Raw genomic sequence first — 22,558 nt, forward strand, 5'->3', positions numbered from 1 at the left:
ATCAAGTTGTATATTGCTTTGCCAAGCTTGACTTTTCATTAAACATTTAGTCTCAGTAGTTTACTAGATTCGTTAAAAAACAAGGATTTTTCTTCCTCTCAATCATCATGGCAACTCTACAGGCAATTGCTGAGGAGGCTCCCTGACCGCCCGCGGAAAGCGCACCCCTGTAGTGTCAATCAATCATTTCAAGGATCCATCTATTATCAATTATTACTTTTTATTTCGAATATAGAACTTTTTTGAGTATAGCTCTAAGTGGTGTATAATATTCAAAGTAAATGCAGTAGATAAGTTGAAAGGACGAATGATTTATGAAGATTACCGGGCACGAAGTAGAAAAACTCGTCGATCCGACAGGTATTATTATAGGTGATCGCTATGAATTTTATCTTGATATCGAAGTTTCGGAAGACGATGAATTATATACTGATAAAGGATTATCATTAAAAGTTATTTATGCTGTAGATGAACAGCAGTCAAAAATTGCCCTTTATCAAATTTATGAAAAACTAAGTAATCAGCCGCTTGATTTTGAGCTTGAAGATGATGAAAAACAATTAGTGAATGACTACTGTAAGGAAGTAATCGAAGCAATGTAATCAAAAAAGAAAACAGGGACGTTCCTGTTTTCTTTTTTAGATAGATTTAGATGGTAGTTCTCCGAGGTAATAGATGTTTCCGCTAGCTGTATATTTGATCTAAAAAGAACTTGCGCTCAAATGTTCAAACGCAGGTTCTTTATTATGCATTCTTTTTATGTGTGAGGAATAGACTTGGGATGAAGATTACCACAAGGACGATGGCAGATACTAAAAATCCGGCATGGTAACCTTTTAAACCATTGGCAATCGTTGGTTGCAATCCTTGTACGACATTTGCGACCACTGTTGCGATAATAGCTGAACCGAAACTTGAACCAAGGTTTTCAATAATATTAATACCGACACCTGCTTCTGGAAGTTGTTTGCTGTCAAGTCCTGTATAAGCGTCACTCGTCAACGGAAGCATAATTCCTCCAAAACTGGTGCCGCGGATAAATAATATGATGGCAATCCAAATCATACTTGTTTTATCGGTAATAAAGATAAGCGGAATAGATCCGATAAGCGAAAGAATAAGACTAACTATAACTACGTATTTTGCACCGATCTTATCAATCATTTTTCCGATCATTGGCCGAGTAACGAGCATCCCAACCCCTTGAGGGATTAATGCAAGCGCAGCTTCGATTGCCGTGAAATGACGGAAGTTTTGGAAGAACAATGGGAGTATTAACATAGGTCCCATGACGGCAATATTCGCTAAAAATAACCCGATGCTTGATGCTAAGAAACTCTTGTGTGCAAACAAATTGATGGGGAGTACGGTTTGATTTTTTCTGATTCGATTATATACGAGGTAACTTACAGCGAAAGCAAGGCCGATGCCCACCCATAGGATTGTTTCACTATTGTTAAAAGATGCATGGTCCGCTGCTTTCGTAATTCCGTAAATCAATGCTGCGCTCATTAAGGATAAATCGACAATCCCAAAAATATCGAGTTTACTATTTTTGTTGAATGGTTCAAAGTCTGGAATAGTTTTCATCATAAGTGGTGCAGCAATCAAAACGATGAACACGTTGATGAAGAAAATCCAATGCCATGATGCAGCTTGAACGATGAAGCCTCCGATTACAGGTCCTAAGATTGGACCGAAAATCATTGGTGTGCTGACGATGGCCATAACTTTCCCTAGATTATCTGGACCTGCTGTTTTGACTAATAGTGTTGACATAAGCGGGGTAATAATCCCAGCACTAAAGCCTTGAAGCAAACGGAATAAGATAAAACTAGAAATGTCCCAACTAATCCCAGCAAAAACAGAAGTTACACCAAAAGCGATGACTGCACCGATGAAGATTTTCTTTCCGTTAAATTTGTTCATAAGCCATCCGGATACTGGAACTGCAATCGCAAGGGCTAAAACATAACCTGTAACGGCCCATTGAATAGTATCCAACGTCGTGTTGAAATCCTTATTTAATTTGTCGATGGCAATGTTCACCATCGTTGAGTCAAGCATTGGGGCAATTGCTCCAAGTGCAATTGCCCAGGCAGCCATAAGGATTTCTTTCGGTAATCCTTGTTCCTTTACTTTGTTTGTTAACATATTATTCTCCTCTCGAAAGTAACAATTTTGTTTCCTTGTTAACAAAAAAATAACATGTTTTTGTTTCCTTGTCAACAAAATATAGAGATAAAAAATGCAGCCGGATCGCAATAGAGCTAGGCTGCCTGTCGTTACAAATTTATTCAGACTTCATATTTACACCATGTTTTCTTATTTCTGCATCCAAATGCCTATTATACCTTTCCGCGAAGCTAATCATAATGTCAAATTGTTCCTCGCTTACCTGTTCAAATACTGCCTTATCGCGCTCTAGAAACTCTTTGTGCAGTTCCTCATGGATTTTATAAATTTCTTTCCCTTTCTCAGTAAGCCTAAAATAGATTTCTTTTTTGTTTTCCGGCTTCTGGTAGCTTTCGATTAAGCCTTTTTCTATGAGCTTCTTAGTCATTTTGCTTATTGCGCCCCTCGTCATATAAAGAGACTCCGCAAGTTTTGTCACATTCGTATTTCCGTTTTTTTCAATGAATTCTATACAATGTACTTCAGAAGGCTTATACCCTTTAAGACAGCGTTCCATCTTTGGCTTATTAAGCCAAGCCATCTTGTTAAACAAGTCCCTGAAATTCATGATGAGCTGTTCTTCTTTGTTCATGGCCTATCCTCCCCCTCGTTGGGACATTAACAATATTATATATTAAATTTCTGTTTCCACTTCAACAATTTAAAAAATTATTTAAGGAATTGAGCTATACGTGAAAAAGAGAGACAAAAGCCTTTAACTCCCAAGTAAACAAATGCTAGTTATCATTTGATCACCATTGATTAAATAAACCAATCCACTAAAGGGCAATTATCTAAAAACTTGCATAAGGCTGCACCTAGCTGGACTAAGACTTTGAATTGGCAAAAAGATGGAGGAATATGATCTGATTTAAAAAACAGATTAGCGATAATTTGCCAGAATTACTAGTAAATAGAATGTTGAAGCCGAAACAACTCGTTTCAAAACCTTCGCTTTCTGCAGTCTGAAACAGGAGCATTTCTAGTTTTTTAAAGGAAAATACATACTAACTAGTAGGTATGTTGCCTGCCTATGAATCATATACATGACAATATAGTTTATGAAGTAGATACAATAGGAGTTGGTTATATGCATTTACGACTGACAGATGAGCAAAAATTAGTTCAACAGACAATTAGAAAATTTGTTGAGAAAGAACTGATGCCCCTTGAATATGAAGTTTTAAAAAACGAAAGGGAAGGAAAGCCAAGTATTGCTCCGAGTAAACTCAAGGAGTTGCAATTAAAAGCAAAAGAATTTGGATTTTGGGGAATCAATACGCCATCAGCATATGGAGGAGCTGATTTAGGGCAGATGATGATGGCTATTATACTGATGGAAACGTCAAAAACATTTGTTCCTTTTCAGTTTGGCGGTTCTGCTGATAATATCCTTTATTATGGAAATGAAGAACAGAAGAAAAAATATCTGATCCCGACAATCAATGGGGAAAAGAAATCTTGTTTTGCAATGACCGAGCCAAGTGCAGGATCAGATACACGAAATATTAAAATGACGGCAGTGAGAGATGGCAATGCGTGGGTACTAAACGGGGAAAAAACTTTTATTACTGGGGGAAACGAAGCCGATTTTGTCATGGTGATTGCTATTACCGATAAAGAAATGCATCAAGCTACAAAAGGACGAGAAGGTGTTACATGTTTTATTGCAGACCGTGATATGGGCTGGAGATCAGAATATATTCATACGATGGGTGAATGGGGCCCAGCTAGTTTAATATTTGAAAATGTTCGAGTACCTGAAGAAAACATTTTAGGAACCGTCCATAAAGGCTATCAATTGGGGCTAGAGTGGATTGGTTTTGCAAGATGGATTGTTGGTGCAAGAGCTGTCGGAATGGCAGAGCGTCTTTTGCAAATGGCCATTGATTATGCAAAGGAACGGGAAACATTTGGTAAGCCAATTGCGGAAAGACAGGCGATTCAATGGATGATTGCTGATTCAGCTGTTGAAATTGAGGCCGCAAAATGGCTCGTATTAAATGCTGCTTTTACACTTGATCAAGGTGAAGATAACCGGCATTTAGCTTCTATGGCCAAATTATATGGTGCAAACATGGGAAATAGAGTAGTAGATCGCGTATTACAAATCCATGGTGGTATGGGCTATACAAGAGAACTGCCAGTAGAAAGATGGTACCGTGAGGCGAGACTGTGGAGAATTTATGATGGTACTGATGAAATTCAGCGTATGATTATTTCGCGAAATTTAATGAAGGGCCATGTTAAAATGGATCAGTTTATTTGAAACGGCTAATATTGAAAACGTTTTCTAAAAAGATTTTGATAAAGACTTTTTGAGGAGGAATAGCAATGGCTGGTAGATTTGCTCATCAAGGAGCACTTATTACAGGTGGAAGCCGTGGAATTGGTAAGGCAATTTCTGAACTTTTTGCTGGGGAAGGGGCAAAGGTAGCCATTATCGACGTAAATGAAGCGGCATTAAAAGAGACCGAAAAAGAATTGCTGAATAGAGGTGCTAAAGTATATACGGATGTAGTTGATGTAACAGATGCACAGCAAGTAGAAAAAGCCGTAAAAGAAATCTATAATTCTTTTGGATCGATTGATATTGCAGTAAATAATGCAGGTGTCATTCGCGACAATCTTTTATTTAAAATGACAGATGCTGATTGGGAAACTGTAATAAATGTGCATTTGAAAGGTTCTTTTCATACGACAAGAGCTGTACAGACATACATGGTTCAACAAAAATATGGGCGCATCATTAATATTTCTTCTACTTCTGCACTTGGGAATCGTGGGCAAGCAAACTATGCAACTGCAAAAGCAGGCTTACAAGGCTTTACAAAAACATTAGCGATCGAACTTGGAAAATTTGGAATTACTGTAAATGCTGTTGCTCCTGGTTTTATAGAAACAGAAATGACAAAAGAAACAGCAAAAAGAATCGGAATCTCATTTGAAGATTTAGTAAAAGCGAGTGTTGCTAATATACCTGTTGGCCGCAGCGGCAAGCCTGAAGATATTGCCAATGCTGTCGCGTTTTTTGCAGATAGGCATTCTTCGTTCGTTAATGGCCAGGTTCTTTATGTTGCCGGTGGGCCGAAAAACTAGATCATATCTGATGGGGGTGACTTCATTGTATCAAAACTATATTGGAAAGCGTGGAGACAAAGTGAAGAATATCGTCGAAAGAGGTTTAGTCAAAAGATTTGCAGAAGCGATCGGTGATCCGCACCCAATTTTTATTGATGAAGAATTCGGTAACAATTCTCACTTTGGATGCAATATTGCTCCACCAACCTTTCCGAGAGTGTTTGATTATGGAGCAATTAAAGGGCTGCATTTGCCTGCAAAAGGTTTGATACACGGTGAACAAAGCTTTCATTATGAAAGACCTTTATTTATCGGAGAAACGATTTATTGTTATTCGGAAGTGAAAGATTACTATGAAAGACACGGAAAGAATGGGGAAATGGGATTTCTTGTGCTTGCGTCAAGCGGAGAGGAACCATGCGGAAAGAACATATTTACCTCTACTTCAGTAATCATTATAACTGAGGCGGTTAGAAAGGGGATGGGGTTATGATAACGTCATTGCAAATAGGTGACTCTCTGCAAGAAATAAAGCTAAATCCCGTTTCTCGTTTAGACTTAATTAAATATGCTGGTGCGTCTGGAGATTTTAATCCAATTCATACGATTGATGAGGAAGCAACATCAGCAGGCCTTCCCGGTATTATTGCCCATGGTATGTGGACGATGGGCAATTTAGCTAAACTTTTTACTGCATATTATGATGAAGGCTTTATCCAAGATTATGAAATTCGTTTTAGTGGGATGGTATTTTTAAATGATGTACTAACATTAAAAGCGACGTTATTTGAGAAATTAGACGATAGACTTATCTTTAATGTTGAGGCCACAAACGAAAATAATCAGCAAGTGATTAAAGGGACAATCGTATTTGCCCAATATTAAAAGGAATCAATATGATTTGCATTCGCCTACCTGATTGGTGGGTGAATTGTAATCCAGTAGCTTCTTTATTTCGGTTGTTACTGGTTTTTCGTTACAATCATAATGTGTTGAGGTGAGAAGCATGGAAAAACGACCATGGTTAGATAAATATATAGTTGATGTAGAAACAGCGTTTACGACACCTGAAAGTGATTTATACAGCATGTTAGAACATACTGCAGGCAAACTCGGTGAAAAGACCGCTTTAATATATGAAGACAATCAAATAACGTTTAAGCAATTAAAAACTGAAGTCGATTGTTTAGCGCACGCATGGTATAAACTAGGGCTAAAAAAATCTGAAAGAATCGGCGTTATGATGGAAAATCACCCTGACTATGTGCGATGCTATTATGCCGCAATGAAATTAGGAATGATTGTTGTTCAAATTAATCCGATGTATACGAAAAGGGAGCTTGCAGAAATTTTTACAGATGCGGAACTTTCTTATCTTGTCATTCAATCCGATTACATAGAAAAAATTACGGAATTTACAGATTTTACTCACGTATTTACTAGTGGAACGCCCGCAAAAAATCAATCATTCTACAATATTGCAAACCTAATTGAACAATCTTCTCCATCTGGAAATAAAGCGCAAATTGATATAAAAAAAGATGTTGCGGTTATTCAATACACTGGCGGAACGACTGGGAAGATGAAGGGGGCAATGCTATCGCATTTTAATCTTTTTTCTAATCTTGTTCAAAGTAATATTATTTATGGAGATCGTATTCAATGGGAGCATGAGACCCTCTTAACAGTTATCCCGCTGTATCACGTGTATGGCATGACAGCAGGAATGAATGTTGGAATATATACAGGAGCAGCGAATATCATCGTTCCTAGATTTGATATGAATGTCGTTTTAAAAATAATCAAAACTTATAAGCCAAGTATGTTTCCTGGTGTACCGAAAATGTTTAGTGCATTCGTAAATTATCCAAATATTGAACAATGTGGGTTAGACTGTTTAAAGATATGTACAAGTGGATCAGCTCCATTGCCCGATGAAATTATTCGGAAATTCGAAAGGATTACTGGTGTTACAATTGAAGAAGGATATGGATTATCTGAGGCTTCTCCTGTTACACACCGAAATCCGCCTTTTGGCGTAAGAAAAATTGGAAGCATCGGTGTACCTTTTCCAAAAACCGACTGTAAGATTGTAAATGACGAAGAAGCTGAGCTGCCTGTGAATACAATTGGTGAGCTATTGATTAAAGGACCACAAGTAATGCTTGGCTATTGGCAAAAAGAAGAAGAAACAAATAAAGCATTTAAACATGGCTGGTTTCATACAGGCGACCTCGCAATGATGGATGAAGATGGCTATTTTTATATTGTTGGTAGAAAAAAAGAAATGATGATTGTTAGTGGCTTTAATGTATATCCGCAAGAGGTTGAAAATGTTTTATATGAGTATCCATATGTAGTCGAAGCAGCTGTCATCGGAGTGCCTGATCAAGAACGGGGAGAAATTATAAAGGCCTTCATTGTCCCTAAAGAAGGGACAACGCTTGATATCAATCAAGTCAAAGCTTTTTGCTACCAACGATTAACAAGATACAAGGTTCCAAAAATATATGAAATAAGGGATAGCTTACCGAGAAATCCCGTCGGGAAAATTTTGAAAAGATTATTGAAATAGAATGTACATCAACTTGTGAATGGCGTATAGAATTGCTTATTAAAAAGACTTTAATAGATTGATAGATCGTAAAAATCATTGTGCAATATGCAAGTAAGAGATACAATAACTATCAAATGAGTCAGAATATTGTAAATGATCATATTCAAATCAAAGGAAGTGAGTGGGCAATAGATGATGCGAGAAAAAATTATAGATACAAGTATTCGGCTATTCGATGAAAAAGGTTATATGGGAACTTCAGTTCAAGATATTGTAGATTCTCTAGGCGTAACGAAAGGAACCTTTTATTACTATTATAAAAGTAAACAGCAATTGCTCACAAATATTCATTTAGATTATATTGAGCATTTAATTCGGCAGCAGGAAATTATTTTAAATGATCCGTGCAAAGAGCATCACTCGAAGCTGTATGATATGGTTTATATGATCATTCGTAATATAAGACTGAATAAGAGGAGTGCGCGAATATTTTTTCGTGAGATGCGTCATTTAAGCGAAGGACATCTTAAAGAAATCAAAAGGAAACGGAATATATTCCGTGCAAATGTTCAAAGTTTAATTGAAGATGGCATAGAAAACGGGGAATTTAAAGATCATTTGCGTCCTGATATTCTTACTTTTGGAATTTTAGGGATGACAAATTGGAGCTATTATTGGTTTAATCCAGAGGGAGAAGTAACTGAGGAGGAATTAGCACGAACGTTTGTTGATATCGTCCTAAAAGGGGCGATTGTACAATCTGAATAAAATGGATAAGGGTTTGATAACAATTTAAGGAAGATAAAGAGAAACGATTAAAAAAGCCCCGCCCCGCCGTATTGAGCAGCAGGTGGGGATGGCGGTTTAAAGCAATACGAACGGAGATTAGACATTACCACTGTAGCTATGTGTCACATGAGGCATCATAATGATTCCATCTTTGCTGTATTTATGAAAAAGTTCTGAAAAAGCCTCGATAAATTCATGAAAATGCTGATCATCCGGTTTTGGTGCATACGATGCAGACAGATGGCGGCCGATGAATCCTTCTATGTTGTAATAAAGAGGGTGATCATAACTTTTAAATTGATAGTTTCCGTTACGAAAAAAGGTTAGATAAATGTCTGAATTCTGCTCAATTCCTTCAGAAAAGCCGTGAAAATTTGGACAATATTTTTTATATAAAGTAATGGTTTCTTGAATCAGTTGGTTTTCGGTTACACGGCGATTCCAAACCAATATAACCTTCCGATTCGGTTTTAAAATCCGTTGGCATTCTTTTTTAAATTGTTCTGGATCAAACCAATGGAAAGCTTGAGCTACAGTAATTAAATCAACACTATTAGATTTTAATGTTGTTTGCTCCGCGGTACCGTTGACGGCAGTAAATAATGGATTAGAATGTAACCGTTCCTCAGCAATTCGGCGCATATCGTCATTGGGTTCAATGGCAATGACTTTTACATGATGATCAAGTAATGCTTTTGCCATCATTCCAGTTCCAGATCCGATATCTGCAACGACTTTATGTTGATCTAAAGAATGTTCTGCAATCAAGTCCTTTATTAGTTCTTCAGGATAACTAGGACGAAATTTTTCGTATGTTTCCGCTTTGCCATTAAACTTGTCTATATTTTCCATATGTAATCACCTTTACAATGAAATCAATTATCTTGTAATGCTTCAATAATGGACGCTGTAACTTCCTCTGGACTTTTGTTATCTGTATTGATTTTTAAATGATGCATCGAATAAGCATGTTTTCGTTCGTTAAATAATTGCTGAATATCATATAGAGAGCGGTTATTTAATACGGGACGATTCTCATTAATAAGTTCAAATCTTGCTTTCCAGCTTTCCCATGAAATATCTAAGTAAAGGACGAGACAGTTTTCTAAACAAAATTCCCTAATTTCTTTTTGCTGAAAAGCTCCTCCGCCTAAGGAAACGATGTTGTTATAATGATGCTGACAAATATCAATGACTGTTTTTCTTTCAAGTTTACGGAAATATGGTTCACCTTTTTGCTCAAATATTTGCGGTATGGACATATGATATGTTTGTTCTATATATTGATCGATATCAATGAACTCTCTTTTTAGCTTTGTTGCAATCATTTGCCCAACGGTTGTTTTGCCAACTCCCATAAATCCAATTAACACGATGTTTTTTTTACTAGCCGAATGTTTTTCTTTCTTATACATAAAACAAGCTCCAATCTATATAATCCATGAAATCCACGTTTGCATTAATTTATCTTCATTGTTTAAAAAACGCTTAAAAGAAAAAGCTACTGGCATAGCCAATAGCCTTTCAAATAATATATTATAACATTTCTGCACGTTCGTTGCTAAGTTCTTTAGCAGCTTGATAAATTAGTTCAAACAGATTTTCTAATTCGCTTTCTTCAACACAAGAGAAAGCAATTCTTAAATCAGTCGCATTGATTGAAATCGTACCAACACCATATTTATCAAGGAGATGAAGGCGTAATGTTTCCGCATTAATATTATGAAGTTTTAAGCACATAAAATAGCCAGAATTAAATGGATAGAAAGACCAGACTTCTTTATATTTTTCTGTATTTATTAATAGTTCTTTTACTTTATTGGCACGCTTTTTCATAATGACATATTTTTGTTGCTTTTGGTCTTCAAATTCAGGTGATTGAATGGCTTTTAATACAAACGTTTGGGTAGGATGTGGAGAACTTGAAATCGTTCCACGGATAATCCCTTTTGTTTTTTCCTCTAGAACCTTCAATACTTTTTGACTTTTGCTTGCGTACGTTATAAATCCTACTCTGAATCCCCAAACGTATTCTTCTTTCGTTGCACCGTCAATTTTTACAGCTAATACGCGATCGTGGATATTGGCTAATTTTGCAAAAATCGATTCCTTAATAGAATCCTCGAAGAATAATTGAAAGTATGCATCATCTGTCACAGCTACAATATTTATGCCTGATTCTGCGCATTCTTTAATGACAGCAACAATTTGATCGACTTCATCTACAGTAGGTGTATATCCAGTTGGATTATTAGGGAAATTCAATAATACAATTGCTTTTCCGTTATCTTTTTGCTGCAAAATAGCTTCGCGCAAACCTTCAGCATTAAATTGCTGTTGTTCATTAAATAGGCGGTACGTTTTGATGTTTGCGCCTCTTCTAATATTAAAGACTAATTTGTAGTTTCCCCAAAATTTATCAGGTAAAATTAATGTGTCATTCACATCAGCAAACATATCAGCAATGATACTGAGTCCATGAGTAAGTGCATTTGTTACAATTGGATCACCAATACTTTTACCTTGCAAAGAAGGATTTTCTTTTAACATTTTTTCCTTCCACGCTTTTCGAAGCTCCGGTTTTCCTTGTGTTGGTGCATATGTATATATATCCTCTGGATTATAGGAGGAGAGTGTATCTTGAATTAATGGAAGATACATTGGTCCGTCGCCTTCTGTAGCGATACCAATGGTTGCATTGTATTTAGTTGCTTTTTGTTTCGCCTCAGCAGATTGTGTTAAAATCCCTTTTGGATAATATAGTGCCTTTCCGAGGTTAGATAACATTTCATAAACATGTTGATTTTCTGCAATCAGTTCATCATTTAACAGCTGTGCAGGTTGTTCCAAGTGAATTCATTCCTCTCATAATTGATTCTCTATTTATTCCATACTATCACAACCAATGAGCAAATTCATTAGTCATTTACATTATTTTTAGGTTTTTCACATTATAATATTTAATTCAAAAAATATTATAAATGTTGTTGATTTCTGATCAGATGCGGGCTGAATTTTGTACTACTCTTTCCATTCAATTTAGGAAAAACTTGTAAAAACAAATAACTTTATTTAAATAGAAGAAAGATTTTAACAAATGTTAAACTATAAATAAAAAAAGGGGGGAAGAATGATGGGCGATCATACGAGTAGACCTCAGCCACCTTACTATGCGGTTATTTTTTCATCGCAGCGGACTGATAGTGATCAGGGATATGTGCGTATGGCGAATAAGATGGTGGAATTGGCGTCACAGCAAAATGGTTTTTTAGGTGTGGAGAGTGCACGCGATGATCAGCTTGGCATCACCATTTCATACTGGAATTCCTTGGAAGCAATTAAGAACTGGAAAGAACATGCTGCACATCAGGTAGCACAACAAAAAGGGAAAACAGAGTGGTACAAAAGTTATACGATCAGAGTCTGCAAAGTAGAAAGAGAACAATTTTTTAATAGTTGAGCTTAGAATCATGAAAGGTATATAGATATTATATTGCTGTCCTCCTTGTTTTTGCTTATATGCACACAAAAAAATGTGTGCTTTTTTTCATATGAAAATGTTCATACTGTTAACTGTGTAGCGAAGAAACAACGAAACATGTAAAAAAACAAATAACAATGTTGAAAATGGTAATGATTACCTATAAATAATATGAAAAGGAACTCGATACTAGTATTGAAAGTACATTCATGTTTGACAGAAACAGGGAGGAGATGTAAGAGTGAAACGACCATTTATAAGAATGTGCCTATACAGCGGTCCTTCGCTGATTGTTACTATTCTATTATTATTGTTCTTCTTAAATCATTCTTTTAGCCTATTCATTGGTCTTGGATTTATTTTTTCATGTATAACACTTATCACAACCATTATTTTAGTAAACAGCAAGGGCTTAACGCCGCCTTCTAATCAAGAAGAAATACAGAATCATCAAGTTGTTAATAATGACTTGGATTTACAGAAAATCGATCAAAAAAGTAATGAATTAACAAAACAAATCCAAATTTTGTGCGAAAATATAGATAATTTGTCCGATATTTCGTACGATATTGTAAAGGGGGCGAATATTCAAGCGGAAAATGTAGAAAAAAGTACTAGGGCAATGATGGAGGTCTCGGATGGAATTCAACATATTGCAGGAAATGCTGCAAATGTGTCAAGTAAATCGACAGTAACTTTGGAGGCAGTAGGAAAAGGATCACAGGCAATCAATACAATTATTGGTCAAATGGAATCTATTAGAAAAAAAGTTGATGCACTTTCAGATGTCATTATTAATCTATCTGCCTATTCAAAAGAGATTGGAAATATTGTTAATACCATTTCCGACATTTCTAATCAAACAAATTTGTTAGCTTTAAACGCAGCAATTGAAGCTGCTAGAGCAGGGGAGCATGGCAACGGATTTTCAATCGTGGCAAGTGAAGTTCGCAAACTATCAGAAGAAACGAATGTATCCACAACAAAAATTAAAGATATTGTTGTCTCTATCCAGCAATCGATTACGAAATCCGTTGCCTACATGAATGAAGGAAAAACCGAAGTAGCAAATGGTATCGAAATTGTCCAACATGCTAAACAAGCTTTTAGTGGCATCCAAGATGATATCGATCAAGTTTCAAAGCTCATTACGGACGTTTCAAATGCGGTTACCGAAATATCTGCTGGTTCAGATGAAGTGAATCAAATAACTGAGTTCACAAAAAAAGTACAACAAGGAGGTGTTGAAAAAATTACGGCTTTAAATGGACTCATTGAAGAATTCAAAATAAAAGCAACTAGAACACTTTCTTTAGCAGAAGAATTAAAGGATGAGCTTCAAAAACAGGAGGGATAGCAATGAGACACCAATTATTCATTGAGGCAGCTTTACGCTCGAAATTATATCAAAACAAATTACAGCATATTGATCTAAATGACTGGATTAACATACCATTCACGACAAAACAAGATTTAAGAAATGTAGATACATATGATGTACTAGGAGCACCACTGCATAAAGTGGCAACTTACCATGAAACAAGTGGAACGACAGGTAAGCCGACCCCTAGCTGGTATACTTTTCAAGATCATGAAGACGGTGCTGATGTCGTCCTTAACTCTCCGTTAAACTTGCACTCAGAAGATATTGTTTTAAACCGTTTTCCTTTTGCATTAGCGATTCCATCATTTATTGTTTATGATGCTACTCAAAAAGTGAAGGCGGGCCATATTGGTGTTGATAAAGCAAGCCTGGTAACGCCTGATAGACGTGTTGTTGAAATCATTCAACGAACAAATCCGACAATTTTAGCGATGCTGCCATCTGAAGTTGAAAAATTATATCATGTAGCAAAACTTATAGGTATCCAATTTCCAAATCCAAATTTAAGGGCTTTATTATTAGCGGGTGAACTTGTTTCTCCTGCAAGAAAGCGATATATCGAAAAAATGTGGAATGTTCCAGTCCATCTATTATTTGGCAGTACTGAAACAGGCGGCCTATTCATGACCCAAGAAGATGGACACTATCATCTTGATAATCCAAATGTGCTTGTTGAAGTTGTTGACGAAGATGGTATTCCAGTAGAAACAGGAACTGTCGGGAACTGTGTTATTTCATCATCCAGAGAAGGAATGCCTTTACTAAGGTATTATAATCAAGATATTGTTCAAATTATTGATAAACATGAAGAATTAAAACCAATAATGGTTCATTATGGGCGAAAAGAAGATTTAATTGAGTACAAAGGGAAATCTATCACATTTTATGAGCTGCAAGAAGCTGTTTATTCATTGCGGAACATTCCATTTATGTGGAAAGTGAAACAAACAACTGATGAAGTTCAATTTCTTTGCCAATTTACTGAACCTGTCGCAGAGACGACCATGACAAGTATCCAAAGAGAATTAAGTGAACAATTGGAGATTGATATTGCAGTCTTTCAAACAGATATAATTTCGTTAGATTCATTGGTAGCAAAACCAGCATATGGGAAATATGCATATATTGAGAAAGAAGCAGCTCCTAACGTTATCATGAAATAAGTTGAACTACTTTTTTGCATGATGATCTATTAGTATAGCTTTTTCGAAACAATGATACCAGAAAAAGGGCATTGTCCATTTTGGCAATGCCCTTTTTCTGCATATAGTTATTGCTTCGCTAGTACACTAATATATTCTCGTAAATAATCTGGCAGATCTGGCGGGCGGCGGCTAGAAACGATATGACCATCGACAACAACCGCTTCATCATGCCAAATCGCACCTGCGTTTGTCATATCATCCTTAATACCAGGCGTGCTTGTCACGTTAACGCCATGTAAAATATTTGCGGATATGAGTACCCAACCTGCATGGCAAATTTGTCCTATTGGTTTTTTATACTCATCAAAATGTTTTACGATGGTGATAACCTCTGCAAAACGGCGCAGTTTATCAGGAGCCCAACCTCCAGGGACGAGAAGAGCATCATACTCTGATGGATCAACATCTTGGAAACAAATATCCGAAACAGCTGGAACACCATATTTGCCAACATATTGTTTATTTGCTTCTTCGCCGGTAATATGGACAATAGCCCCTTCTTCACGTAAGCGCAAAATCGGATACCATAACTCTAAATCTTCAAAATCATCACTTATTAATGATAATATCTTCTTTCCTTTTAAAAGCATATATTTCTTCCTTTCTTTTCGTAATACTATTACTTTAACAAAACAAACACAATTATGCTTGTTATTTTATTGATTGTTCTTAGGTGTAAAAGTTCATATAAGCCTTGCTAAAAATATGACAGAAGTCAGAGTAATATAATTGTTTGAAAGTAAAAAATTACTAATAAGTATTGCTGATTTCTACTTTTTTCGCTAAAATAAATAAAGCAAATACGGAAAACAATATCATGGAGAATAAGCAAGTTGTGCGTATTTTCTATTTAATATTGAAAAATGATGTTTGATTTCTTTGTAGGATCGTGCAAAGATTTTTGGCAGCATTCAAAACACTTATCATGGATAAGTTTTTGGGTGCTGCCTTTTTATTTAATTGGAGGGATAACATATGGCTTTTCATAAGCCGGAAACAATTGCATCAGTTGCAATTGAAGCAGGGGTTAATAAGTTAAAACTATCTATTTCTACAGTGCTTGCGCTTGGTTTTTTAGGAGGTGTATTCATATCATTTGGTTTTTTGTTAGACATTCGCGTTATTGGTAATGTGCCTGAACATTGGGGCAGTCTGGCAAGTTTTTTAGGTGCTGCTGTTTTTCCTTTAGGACTGATTTTAGTAGTGCTTGCAGGAGGGGAATTAATAACAGGAAATATGATGACCGTCTCAATGGCATTTTATGCAAGAAAAATATCATTTATCAGCTTGATTAAGAACTGGTGTATCGTAACATTTGCTAACTTCAGTGGTGCGATCTTTGTTGCTTATTTTTTCGGTCATATTGTTGGATTGACAGAGATGGAACCATATCTTCATAAAACAGTTTCGATTGCTCATACAAAATTACATGAGTCATTTATACAAATACTCATTTCGGCCATCGGCTGCAACTGGCTCGTATGTCTTGCCATATGGCTTGCATATAGCACTGATGATTTTGTCGGAAAAGTCATTGGTATTTGGTTCCCGATTATGGCTTTCGTTGCAATTGGTTTTCAACAAGTTGTAGCAAACATGTTTGTCATTCCAGCGGCCATATTTGCAGGGTATTTTTCGTGGGTTGACTGTATAAAAAATATCATTCCTACTTTTATCGGAAATGTTATTGGTGGAGCTGTCTTTGTCGGCTTTGCCTATTATGCCTCATATAAAAAGCAAAACCATAACCATTTTTCGAAAAAGATTTCTTGAAAATCATATGTTCGAAACATATTTAAAAGACGGCAAATCCTCAACAAATTGAAGTTTTATAAGCTATTTATTCATTTGAATAACAAAATAATAAAGAGGAATTTACAGTCTAAATACAGAAGTTAATAATGCAACTGTCACTACATCCGAAAGAAAGTAGGAATATAAAAATGGACTATGTTAAACTCGGCAATACAGGATTAGATATTTCCCGTCTTTGTTTAGGCTGTATGAGCTTTGGTGTTCTAGAACGCGGAAATCATCAATGGGTTCTTGACGAAGAAAAAAGCCGCCCAATCATCAAAAAAGCACTTGAACTTGGCATTAATATTTTTGACACTGCAAACGTCTATTCAGATGGAACGAGTGAAGAGATTGTTGGACGTGCTTTGAAAGATTTTGCTAGACGTGATGAGATTGTTATCGCTACAAAGGTTCATGGCCGAATGCATGAAGGTCCGAATGGAGCAGGTCTTTCGCGAAAAGCAATTATGAGTGAAATTGATCATAGTCTTAAACGTCTTGGTACTGATTATGTTGATCTTTATCAGATCCATCGCTGGGATTATCATACACCGATCGAAGAAACAATGGAGGCTCTACATGATGTTGTAAAAGCAGGGAAGGCCAGATATATCGGGGCATCATCGATGTATGCTTGGCAGTTTCTAAAAGCATTACATATTGCAGAAAAAAATGGATGGACAAGATTTGTCTCGATGCAAAATTATTTAAATCTTTTATATCGTGAAGAGGAAAGGGAAATGATTCCACTTTGTAAGGAAGAAAAAATTGGTCTCATTCCATGGAGTCCACTTGCAAGAGGCAGGTTAACACGTGATTGGGAAGAAACTAGTACCCGTTCTGAATTAGATGAATTTGGAAAGTATCTTTATAAATCAACAGCTGAAGCAGACCGCAGAGTGGTAGAAAAGGTGGCTGAAGTAGCTGGAAAACGTGGTGTGCCACGAGCACAAATAGCACTTGCATGGGTATTACAAATTTCTGCGCCAATTATTGGAGCGACAAAAATGCAGCATTTAGAGGATGCGGTCGGCGCCCTTTCAATCCAACTAACATCTGAGGAAATTGCAATGATAGAAGAACCGTATGTACCACATCCCGTACTCGGTTTTAACTAATAAAGAGAAAAAGAGGCTTGGACAAAAACTCAAAGCTGGTTAGCTAAAGACGAACATTGCACAAGGAGGCTTACAGCCGCCCGCGGAAAGAGAAGGATATTTCCGCTGAGGGGGTGGAGTGCAATATTCGAGGTTTCTTTAGTTCATCTCCATTTGTCCGAGCCTCTTTTTTTAATGTGATTTTGCTTTTATAACAATGATTATCGCAAGTAAAGGTATATTCTATATTCATCTGTTACATACTGTAATTGCTATGAGAAAAGGAGGGTTAGAGATGGAAGCTCAACGCGCTCAAGAAATTATGAATTCACCGAAGATGGTAACGGTCACACATAACGGAACTAGTGTGTATATTGAACATGTTGATCAACAACAAGGGACGGCTACTGTTCATCCACTTGATAATCCTGATGAAAAGCAAAATGTATCAGTATCAAGCCTACAAGAACGATAATTTACATGGAAAAGGGATATCTCATCAAGTTTGAGATCCCTTTTTTGATACTTCATTTTTTATAAAAGCATACATCCTCGATTGTACTAGAAACGAAAACGGAAATTCTCATGAACAAACATCATTGTATTCGTGATAGTTCAGCCTTCTTCAAATCAATTCTTTTAAAATCGGTCATAATATCGTTGAACACTAAATTTTTATGGAGGAGGGAAATTCTATGGCCAATCGTGATCGTGACTATCATCCGAGAGACCCACATTTTGATGGTGAACTTGAAACCGTCATAAATGATGCAACAGGCAGTAATCAAATGGGAATTATGGATGAGAAAAAACCATATAGTCCATTTAAAGTTCAATCTTTAAAAACAGATCCGAAAATGAAAGAATTTTCAAAGTTTGTAGATGGTGAATAAGGAGAGGTTCTTGCTATAATTGAAGCATAAAGAGGAGAGAATATAACGATAAAGGAGTGCCTGAACACCAGTATGCAGATGTTCAGGCACTTTTTTTATAAACCATCGCGTTACAGATGATTATTTTACGAGTCCGAGCGTTTTTAAGCCATTGAAGATGCCTGAATTGGTAACACTAGTTGTTTTCCGATTGGCATAGGAGAATAAATCAGGATGTCCATTTTCCATTGCAAATCCCTCGCCAACATAGCTCAGCATTTCTTTATCGTTCATGCCATCACCGAAGGCAATCGCACTTTCTTTTGGAATACCGAGTTGTTCCAAAATTTTTTTAACAGCAAACCCTTTATTTACAGTGTCTTGAATCACATCATAGCTATGATGGAATCCTTCAATATTCACTTGTGATAAATGTACAGCCTGATTTGTTTCATAAAGGGCAACGTCTTTCTCCTTTAACTTGATTAGTGTAATCCCAAGAATATCATCGCTCATATCTGGTGTATACAAAGCATTTTTTGATAGCCGAAATTTTTCGATAAACTCCTTCATTGTAGGATCATCTAATGAAGAGAGAAGGTTTTTCTCACGCGTATATAATACAATTTCGTGTCCGTTTTCCTTCGCAATCGTTAAAAAGTTTTTGACAATTGTTTCGTCCATTGGCTTATTTAGCAAATCTTTCCCATTATAGACAGCGTACGCCCCGTTATAACCGATAAATGAATGTATATTCAATTCGTCTGCAATACTTGCTATTTCATGAAGTGGTCTCCCTGTTGCGAGAAAGACTTCGATTCCTTGCTCATGTAAAGAAGCAACTGCCCGTTTTGTCGATTCTTCAATGATATCATTTGGCGGCAAAACGGTGCCATCAATGTCTAAAAATACAATTTGATAATTAGTCATAACTGTTCATTCACTCCACATGTATAATTTTCCAATAAGTTGTATTATAAACACTTTACCATAAAATAAATCACATAGAAAATTATGAGGAAAAAAAGCGGTTGAACGACTTTCGCTAAATCTTTCGAAATTGTGACAAACAATGCAGTGTAATTGTTCACTATACTTATTCATGCTATGATATTGGTGGGATAAAGGAGGGAATTTAAGATAAAGACTTCATCAGTCAGCTTAATGAATAAAAAAGTACATAGAGTAAGAAATACTTGATTCAGATGTGCACTACTGTTGGACAAGTTAAAAAATAGAAATGTGAGGTGTTTACAACACAATGGCTCAAAATACGAATCAATTGTATAAACCAAAAAGTAATAAAAACTTTGCTTTACTCATTATTGCGGTGTCGCTCGTTGCGAACATTATTATTTTAATGTTGTTTTTTACGAATATCGGATATAAAGGGAAAGTGGACTTTGATATCAATATTCTTCCTAGAATGAATGCGGTATTTAATAGTTTCACATTCATCTTTTTAGTATCAGCATTCATTGCGATTATGAAGAAAAATATTTCACTGCATAGAGGTTTTATTCTTGCAGCGTTTACTTCTACTTTTTTATTTTTAATCTCTTATTTAACATTTCATTATATTTCTCCAGAAACAGCAAGATATGGAGGTCATGGGGCAATTAGAATAATTTATTTCTTTATTTTAATTACCCACAGCTTCTTAGCAGCAATCATCGTGCCAATCGCATTGTTTGCACTTGTATGGGGATGGACGATGCAAATCAATAAGCATAAAAAAATTGTCCGTTGGGCTATGCCAATATGGCTATATGTAAGTATAACAGGTGTTGTTGTTTACTTAATGATGGCTCCTTACTATTAAAGCCAACAGATGACCGAATTAAAAAGAGTGCGAACATTATTATGATCGCACTCTTTTTAATATACATGTCCGTTTTTACTTTGTGCGCAGCTTTTTACATAAGTTTGCTAGCATAATGATCCCTTTTTCTAATTCTTCTATAGATGCATAAGAATAGGAAAGACGCAGATGATGCTGATCACTGCCATCGTATATGCTTCCTGGATTCAATAAAATCCCCGCATGCAGTGCGTGATAAAACAATTTTCGTGTGTGAATTTCTGATTGTAAACGAAGCCAAATATAAAATCCGCCTTCCGGAATATTCCACGAGGCTATATGTTTAAAATACTTATCAAGCAGCCTAAGCATAACATCTCTTCTATACATTAATTCCTTCCTTATCCGTTCTAAATACTCTGTATACATTCCATTTTTTAAACATTGTGCAACTGCATATTGTGATAAAGAACTTGAACCGTAATCCATTTGCATTTTTATATCTGACAAGCGTTCAATAACAGGTTCAGGTCCAACAAGCCAGCCAATTCTTAATCCAGGGCTCAATGTTTTAGAAATGCTTCCTATATAAAGAACATTTCCTTGTTTATCATTCGCTTTTAAAGGTTTTGGCGGTGGAGAATCAAACCATAAATCTCCGTAAACATCATCCTCAATGATTGGTAGGGAAGCTTGTTTACAAACTTCCAGTAATTGCTGTCTCCTTTTTTCAGACATTAACATCCCTGTCGGATTATGAAAAGAAGGGATCGTATAAAGCAATGCTCCATTATGCAGACGTTTTAAACGACTGATTGTGTGATATTCAATTCCTTCATGATCGAGAGGAATGCCAAATAAATTCATGCCAGCTGATTGGAATACGTGGACCGAATTTAAATAAGAAGGCGTCTCATGGAAAATAACGGAGCCTCGTTTTAATAAGCCGACAGATATTAACTGTAACGCTTGAAGTGCTCCAGAAACGATTAATATTGATGATGGTGATGCATCAATTTCTTTTGATGTTAAATACTCACTGACCGTTTTTCGCAATAACAGGTTTCCCTTAGGTTCTTCATATCCTAAAGAAAGTTTTTCTGTATTCAGTTGCAGAATTTGTTTCATCTTTTTAGTTGGTAATAAATGTGGTGAAAGTTCACCTGTACCGAGTCGAATATAGTAAGGATCTGCCTCCGCTTTATTGATTTCTTGGATGATGTTGATATTCGGTTCATGAATGCCAGAAGATACATAACTAGTTCAATCAGGTGGTGGTGTTGAAGCAAGCAGACTCCATGTATTATTCACAACTTTAGTACCACTGCCAACTTTTGCTTCGATTAACCCATCTGCGACCAACTCTTCGAAAGCTGTTACAATTGTACTTCTATTGACTCCAAAGCAGTTAGCCAACGTTCTTTGAGAAGGTAATTTTGTACCGACTGTCCACTCACCATTCATTATTTTCTTTTTCATATAATGAGAGATTTGCAAATGCAAAGGGATTGAAGAGGCTTTTTGCGGTTTCCATTCAATTTCAAACATATATATAAACTCCATTTTTTCTTTTATTATAATCAATGGTTGGTTTTGTTTCCATCCAATTGGTTGGAGACAACAAATCTATCATTCGCTATTCTAAATAGAGAAAAATCAAGGAGGAGATCAATATGGAACCTTTGATCCACGGAATCATCTTATCATTTGGATTAATCTTACCTTTAGGGGCCCAAAATGTTTTTGTTTTTAATCAAGGAACCGTACATAAGCATATCATTTATGCACTGCCGGCAATTATAACAGCAGGATTATGTGATACAATTTTAATTTTTATAGCAGTCGCAGGTGTGTCCATTATCATGCTGCAATTCGTATGGCTAAGAATGCTGCTATTAATCATCGGGGTCTGTTTTTTAGCATATATTGGATATGCCCTGTGGAAAAGCTCATCAAATATAAACACTGTACAACAGCCGCAACATTTTTCCATGAAACGTCAAATCGTATACGCAGCTTCTGTATCACTCCTTAATCCACATGCGATGCTTGATACGGTCGGCGTAATTGGAACAAATTCTCTTATGTATACTGGCTTTGAGAAATGGTTATACACAATAGCATGCATTAGCGTTTCTTGGGTTTGGTTTTTTTCTTTAGCAATGATCGGAAGAAAAGTCGGTCAAATTGATCAGAAAGGCCATTTATTAAAACGAATGAATCAAGTTTCTGCTTTTATTATTTGGGGAACCGCTCTATTTATGGGTGCGCAACTGTTTTCACTTAAATAAAGGATATATCAATAATAAACAATGGTGG

23 protein-coding genes and 1 pseudogene are annotated in these 22,558 nt (G+C 36.1%); 16 read left to right on the plus strand and 8 right to left on the minus strand.

Features of this window, described 5'->3' with window-relative positions:
* The first annotated feature begins 314 nt into the window (after positions 1-314).
* A complete protein-coding gene (locus G4D61_RS15380) occupies positions 315-602 on the plus strand; it encodes a DUF6509 family protein (protein WP_025730822.1) in 288 nt (95 codons plus the stop codon).
* Between the two features lie 142 nt (positions 603-744).
* Here the strand turns inward: G4D61_RS15380 and G4D61_RS15385 are convergent, their stop codons facing one another.
* Both G4D61_RS15385 and G4D61_RS15390 read right to left on the minus strand, forming a co-directional pair.
* The gene (locus G4D61_RS15385) at positions 745-2,154 is read right to left on the minus strand and encodes an MDR family MFS transporter (RefSeq protein WP_035353705.1); all 1,410 of its coding nucleotides are present in this window, start codon (positions 2,152-2,154) and stop codon (positions 745-747) included.
* Positions 2,155-2,293: 139 nt separating this feature from the next.
* Complete coding sequence (locus G4D61_RS15390; RefSeq protein WP_025730818.1) at positions 2,294-2,767, minus strand: MarR family transcriptional regulator; 474 nt, start codon at positions 2,765-2,767, stop codon at positions 2,294-2,296.
* A gap of 498 nt (positions 2,768-3,265) precedes the next feature.
* On the opposite strand from G4D61_RS15390, the gene G4D61_RS15395 reads away from it, so the two are divergent.
* The 6 genes from G4D61_RS15395 to G4D61_RS15420 all read left to right on the plus strand — a co-directional run bounded on the left by G4D61_RS15395 (position 3,266) and on the right by G4D61_RS15420 (position 8,581).
* Positions 3,266-4,444, plus strand: coding sequence for an acyl-CoA dehydrogenase family protein (locus G4D61_RS15395; protein ID WP_025730816.1), 1,179 nt, complete (start codon positions 3,266-3,268; stop codon positions 4,442-4,444).
* A 65-nt stretch (positions 4,445-4,509) separates the two neighbouring features.
* Positions 4,510-5,274: a 3-oxoacyl-ACP reductase FabG gene (gene fabG, locus G4D61_RS15400; RefSeq protein WP_163174293.1), complete on the plus strand. Its 765-nt coding sequence runs from the start codon at positions 4,510-4,512 to the stop codon at positions 5,272-5,274.
* 25 nt (positions 5,275-5,299) lie between these two features.
* On the plus strand, positions 5,300-5,749 hold the full coding sequence (locus tag G4D61_RS15405; protein ID WP_025730812.1) for a MaoC family dehydratase N-terminal domain-containing protein: 450 nt from the start codon (positions 5,300-5,302) through the stop codon (positions 5,747-5,749).
* Positions 5,746-6,141 carry a MaoC/PaaZ C-terminal domain-containing protein gene (locus G4D61_RS15410; protein ID WP_025730811.1) on the plus strand — a complete coding sequence of 132 codons (396 nt, stop codon included), beginning with the start codon at positions 5,746-5,748 and terminating at the stop codon, positions 6,139-6,141. The genes G4D61_RS15405 and G4D61_RS15410 overlap by 4 nt, the downstream gene beginning before the upstream one ends.
* Before the next feature lie 121 nt (positions 6,142-6,262).
* Positions 6,263-7,831 carry a long-chain-fatty-acid--CoA ligase gene (locus tag G4D61_RS15415; protein ID WP_205603300.1) on the plus strand — a complete coding sequence of 523 codons (1,569 nt, stop codon included), beginning with the start codon at positions 6,263-6,265 and terminating at the stop codon, positions 7,829-7,831.
* A gap of 174 nt (positions 7,832-8,005) precedes the next feature.
* Positions 8,006-8,581 carry a TetR/AcrR family transcriptional regulator gene (locus G4D61_RS15420; protein WP_306304302.1) on the plus strand — a complete coding sequence of 192 codons (576 nt, stop codon included), beginning with the start codon at positions 8,006-8,008 and terminating at the stop codon, positions 8,579-8,581.
* Between the two features lie 117 nt (positions 8,582-8,698).
* Here G4D61_RS15420 and G4D61_RS15425 read toward each other — a convergent pair whose 3' ends face one another.
* The 3 genes from G4D61_RS15425 to G4D61_RS15435 all read right to left on the minus strand — a co-directional run bounded on the left by G4D61_RS15425 (position 8,699) and on the right by G4D61_RS15435 (position 11,452).
* Positions 8,699-9,454: a class I SAM-dependent methyltransferase gene (locus G4D61_RS15425; RefSeq protein ID WP_025730806.1), complete on the minus strand. Its 756-nt coding sequence runs from the start codon at positions 9,452-9,454 to the stop codon at positions 8,699-8,701.
* 23 nt (positions 9,455-9,477) lie between these two features.
* Entirely contained in the window at positions 9,478-10,017 is a 540-nt protein-coding gene (locus tag G4D61_RS15430) for a shikimate kinase (RefSeq protein WP_163174297.1), read from the minus strand.
* A 121-nt stretch (positions 10,018-10,138) separates the two neighbouring features.
* Positions 10,139-11,452 (minus strand): aminotransferase class I/II-fold pyridoxal phosphate-dependent enzyme, encoded by a 1,314-nt coding sequence (locus tag G4D61_RS15435; RefSeq protein WP_025730802.1) that lies wholly within the window; start codon positions 11,450-11,452, stop codon positions 10,139-10,141.
* Between the two features lie 283 nt (positions 11,453-11,735).
* On the opposite strand from G4D61_RS15435, the gene G4D61_RS15440 reads away from it, so the two are divergent.
* The 3 genes from G4D61_RS15440 to G4D61_RS15450 all read left to right on the plus strand — a co-directional run bounded on the left by G4D61_RS15440 (position 11,736) and on the right by G4D61_RS15450 (position 14,630).
* Positions 11,736-12,062 carry an antibiotic biosynthesis monooxygenase family protein gene (locus G4D61_RS15440; RefSeq protein WP_025730800.1) on the plus strand — a complete coding sequence of 109 codons (327 nt, stop codon included), beginning with the start codon at positions 11,736-11,738 and terminating at the stop codon, positions 12,060-12,062.
* 262 nt (positions 12,063-12,324) lie between these two features.
* On the plus strand, positions 12,325-13,440 hold the full coding sequence (locus G4D61_RS18255) for a methyl-accepting chemotaxis protein (protein WP_025730799.1): 1,116 nt from the start codon (positions 12,325-12,327) through the stop codon (positions 13,438-13,440).
* Positions 13,441-13,442: 2 nt separating this feature from the next.
* Complete coding sequence (locus tag G4D61_RS15450; RefSeq protein WP_025730797.1) at positions 13,443-14,630, plus strand: phenylacetate--CoA ligase family protein; 1,188 nt, start codon at positions 13,443-13,445, stop codon at positions 14,628-14,630.
* A gap of 107 nt (positions 14,631-14,737) precedes the next feature.
* On the opposite strand, the gene G4D61_RS15455 is transcribed toward G4D61_RS15450, so the two are convergent.
* Positions 14,738-15,262 (minus strand): type 1 glutamine amidotransferase domain-containing protein, encoded by a 525-nt coding sequence (locus G4D61_RS15455; RefSeq protein ID WP_025730795.1) that lies wholly within the window; start codon positions 15,260-15,262, stop codon positions 14,738-14,740.
* Between the two features lie 385 nt (positions 15,263-15,647).
* On the opposite strand from G4D61_RS15455, the gene G4D61_RS15460 reads away from it, so the two are divergent.
* The 4 genes from G4D61_RS15460 (at position 15,648) to G4D61_RS15475 (ending at position 18,459) form a co-directional block, all read left to right on the plus strand.
* The gene (locus G4D61_RS15460; RefSeq protein ID WP_025730793.1) at positions 15,648-16,445 is read left to right on the plus strand and encodes a formate/nitrite transporter family protein; all 798 of its coding nucleotides are present in this window, start codon (positions 15,648-15,650) and stop codon (positions 16,443-16,445) included.
* A 170-nt stretch (positions 16,446-16,615) separates the two neighbouring features.
* Positions 16,616-17,587, plus strand: a complete 972-nt coding sequence (locus tag G4D61_RS15465) for an aldo/keto reductase (RefSeq protein WP_163174299.1) — start codon at positions 16,616-16,618, stop codon at positions 17,585-17,587.
* A gap of 274 nt (positions 17,588-17,861) precedes the next feature.
* Positions 17,862-18,041 (plus strand): small acid-soluble spore protein H, encoded by a 180-nt coding sequence (locus G4D61_RS15470; protein ID WP_025730789.1) that lies wholly within the window; start codon positions 17,862-17,864, stop codon positions 18,039-18,041.
* A 220-nt stretch (positions 18,042-18,261) separates the two neighbouring features.
* Entirely contained in the window at positions 18,262-18,459 is a 198-nt protein-coding gene (locus tag G4D61_RS15475; RefSeq protein ID WP_025730788.1) for a hypothetical protein, read from the plus strand.
* A gap of 120 nt (positions 18,460-18,579) precedes the next feature.
* Here the strand turns inward: G4D61_RS15475 and G4D61_RS15480 are convergent, their stop codons facing one another.
* Complete coding sequence (locus tag G4D61_RS15480; protein ID WP_035353685.1) at positions 18,580-19,368, minus strand: Cof-type HAD-IIB family hydrolase; 789 nt, start codon at positions 19,366-19,368, stop codon at positions 18,580-18,582.
* Positions 19,369-19,699: 331 nt separating this feature from the next.
* On the opposite strand from G4D61_RS15480, the gene G4D61_RS15485 reads away from it, so the two are divergent.
* A complete protein-coding gene (locus G4D61_RS15485; protein WP_025730785.1) occupies positions 19,700-20,260 on the plus strand; it encodes a DUF420 domain-containing protein in 561 nt (186 codons plus the stop codon).
* A 75-nt stretch (positions 20,261-20,335) separates the two neighbouring features.
* On the opposite strand, the pseudogene pdxR reads toward G4D61_RS15485, so the two are convergent.
* Positions 20,336-21,787: pseudogene (pdxR, locus tag G4D61_RS15490) on the minus strand (MocR-like pyridoxine biosynthesis transcription factor PdxR).
* A gap of 125 nt (positions 21,788-21,912) precedes the next feature.
* Between pdxR and G4D61_RS15495 the strand changes: the two are divergent.
* Positions 21,913-22,530 carry a LysE/ArgO family amino acid transporter gene (locus tag G4D61_RS15495; protein WP_025730781.1) on the plus strand — a complete coding sequence of 206 codons (618 nt, stop codon included), beginning with the start codon at positions 21,913-21,915 and terminating at the stop codon, positions 22,528-22,530.
* Positions 22,531-22,558: the final 28 nt, after the last annotated feature.

The organism is Heyndrickxia ginsengihumi (assembly GCF_011008565.1).
Taxonomy (GTDB): domain Bacteria; phylum Bacillota; class Bacilli; order Bacillales; family Bacillaceae_C; genus Weizmannia; species Weizmannia ginsengihumi.

Excerpts from the sequence above, each read along its gene's own strand:
- G4D61_RS15380 (WP_025730822.1), top strand. The coding sequence starts at position 315 with ATGAAGATTACCGGGCACGAAGTAGAAAAACTCGTCGATCCGACAGGT.
- G4D61_RS15385 (WP_035353705.1), bottom strand. The coding sequence starts at position 2,154 with ATGTTAACAAACAAAGTAAAGGAACAAGGATTACCGAAAGAAATCCTT.
- G4D61_RS15390 (WP_025730818.1), bottom strand. The coding sequence starts at position 2,767 with ATGAACAAAGAAGAACAGCTCATCATGAATTTCAGGGACTTGTTTAAC.
- G4D61_RS15395 (WP_025730816.1), top strand. The coding sequence starts at position 3,266 with ATGCATTTACGACTGACAGATGAGCAAAAATTAGTTCAACAGACAATT.
- fabG (WP_163174293.1), top strand. The coding sequence starts at position 4,510 with ATGGCTGGTAGATTTGCTCATCAAGGAGCACTTATTACAGGTGGAAGC.
- G4D61_RS15410 (WP_025730811.1), top strand. The coding sequence starts at position 5,746 with ATGATAACGTCATTGCAAATAGGTGACTCTCTGCAAGAAATAAAGCTA.
- G4D61_RS15415 (WP_205603300.1), top strand. The coding sequence starts at position 6,263 with ATGGAAAAACGACCATGGTTAGATAAATATATAGTTGATGTAGAAACA.
- G4D61_RS15420 (WP_306304302.1), top strand. The coding sequence starts at position 8,006 with ATGATGCGAGAAAAAATTATAGATACAAGTATTCGGCTATTCGATGAA.
- G4D61_RS15425 (WP_025730806.1), bottom strand. The coding sequence starts at position 9,454 with ATGGAAAATATAGACAAGTTTAATGGCAAAGCGGAAACATACGAAAAA.
- G4D61_RS15430 (WP_163174297.1), bottom strand. The coding sequence starts at position 10,017 with ATGTATAAGAAAGAAAAACATTCGGCTAGTAAAAAAAACATCGTGTTA.
- G4D61_RS15440 (WP_025730800.1), top strand. The coding sequence starts at position 11,736 with ATGGGCGATCATACGAGTAGACCTCAGCCACCTTACTATGCGGTTATT.
- G4D61_RS15450 (WP_025730797.1), top strand. The coding sequence starts at position 13,443 with ATGAGACACCAATTATTCATTGAGGCAGCTTTACGCTCGAAATTATAT.
- G4D61_RS15455 (WP_025730795.1), bottom strand. The coding sequence starts at position 15,262 with ATGCTTTTAAAAGGAAAGAAGATATTATCATTAATAAGTGATGATTTT.
- G4D61_RS15460 (WP_025730793.1), top strand. The coding sequence starts at position 15,648 with ATGGCTTTTCATAAGCCGGAAACAATTGCATCAGTTGCAATTGAAGCA.
- G4D61_RS15465 (WP_163174299.1), top strand. The coding sequence starts at position 16,616 with ATGGACTATGTTAAACTCGGCAATACAGGATTAGATATTTCCCGTCTT.
- G4D61_RS15470 (WP_025730789.1), top strand. The coding sequence starts at position 17,862 with ATGGAAGCTCAACGCGCTCAAGAAATTATGAATTCACCGAAGATGGTA.
- G4D61_RS15475 (WP_025730788.1), top strand. The coding sequence starts at position 18,262 with ATGGCCAATCGTGATCGTGACTATCATCCGAGAGACCCACATTTTGAT.
- G4D61_RS15480 (WP_035353685.1), bottom strand. The coding sequence starts at position 19,368 with ATGACTAATTATCAAATTGTATTTTTAGACATTGATGGCACCGTTTTG.
- G4D61_RS15485 (WP_025730785.1), top strand. The coding sequence starts at position 19,700 with ATGGCTCAAAATACGAATCAATTGTATAAACCAAAAAGTAATAAAAAC.
- G4D61_RS15495 (WP_025730781.1), top strand. The coding sequence starts at position 21,913 with ATGGAACCTTTGATCCACGGAATCATCTTATCATTTGGATTAATCTTA.